This is a genomic window from Lactobacillus laiwuensis, assembly GCF_019972835.1.
Taxonomy (GTDB): domain Bacteria; phylum Bacillota; class Bacilli; order Lactobacillales; family Lactobacillaceae; genus Lactobacillus; species Lactobacillus laiwuensis.
Map to the genome: position 1 here is coordinate 1 of NZ_BPPB01000039.1, position 1333 is coordinate 1333.

At 42.9% G+C, this 1333-nt stretch carries 1 protein-coding gene; it reads left to right on the plus strand.

Annotation, left to right across the window (positions count from 1 at the left end):
• Positions 1-25 precede the first annotated feature (25 nt).
• Positions 26-1300 (plus strand): ISL3 family transposase, encoded by a 1275-nt coding sequence (locus tag LDM92_RS09775; RefSeq protein WP_223903067.1) that lies wholly within the window; start codon positions 26-28, stop codon positions 1298-1300.
• Positions 1301-1333: the final 33 nt, after the last annotated feature.

The window sequence follows — 1333 nt, forward strand, 5'->3', positions numbered from 1 at the left end:
CAATATTTTATAGAAGGTTTGAATTATGTCCTCTTTTAATAATTATATTAAATTTGCTCTTGATATTAAAGATCAAAACATTGTTTTTGAAGATTATTTCTTCCGCTTGGTTAACGGCCATAAACAAAAAGTTTACCAAGCTGTCCTGCTGCAGCCCAGCTGCCCCTTTTGTGGTTCACAGGAGCTGCGGCACAATGGCCGTTTGAAAACCGAAATCCGCTATCCTGCTGCCAATGCCAGTCAGCCAGTCATTATTAGACTTTTTAAGCAGAGAGTCTGGTGTCGCACCTGCAATAAACGCTCAATGGCTCAATCTGACCTGGTAGGCAAATACTGCTGTATTTCCCAGCATTCTAAGCTCAAAATTCTCAGTGCTTTAACAGAAGACCGCTCAATGACCAGCATTGCCCGGGAAAACAATGTTTCTGTCAATACGGTGCAAAGAGTGCTGGGCTCTTGCTCGCATCAGTTTAGTAGCAGCTATGATTATTTGCCGGAGCATCTGGCCTTCGACGAGTTTAAAGGCGTTGACCGCACCTTGCATTTTATTTGTCTTGATGCCGACAAACACGAGGTGGTGCAGATTCTCCGAACACGCTATAAAAAAGCAATTATTGCCTACTTCAAAAAGTTTGCGCCAGCGGCTTTGCAAGGCGTCAAAACAGTTTCTCTGGACCTGAATTTTTACTATCAGGACATTGTGCGAGCATGCTTCCCCAACGCTGAGATTGTGCTTGATCGCTTTCACATGGTACAAATGCTTACGCGCTCCTTCAACTCCCTGCGCGTGCAGGTCATGAAAAAATTCAAAAAGACCAGCAGAGAATACAAGCTGCTTAAATCACCGTGGAAACTGTATCTCAAGAAGTACCAGGCACTCGACAAAATTCATCCGCATTACAATTGGCACTACAAAGACAATCTGACGCAAGAGCAGATAGTCAACGAAGGCATCGCCTGCAGCACGGAGCTTACTAATGCCTACAACCTGCTGCAGGCATTTTATGATGCTTTGGCTGCCAAAGATCCGCTGGCAATTAAAGAAGTGATTCATGCTAAAGAAGAAGTTGGCTGGCAAATGCATCAAACCCTGTTAACTTTTAAGCATAACCTGAAAGCAGTAATTAACGGGATAACATTGAATTATTCCAACGGCTGCTTAGAGGGCTTCAATCGCAAGATTAAACAAATTGAGCGCACAGCTTTTGGCTACGCCAACTTCCACAATCTGCTAACCAGGATTAGATTAGCAGAAAACAAGGTAAAAGAAAAAGAACCAAGCAGTTTATTAGCTGCTTGATTCTATTCATTTAAGCTCTATCAACAGGATTTG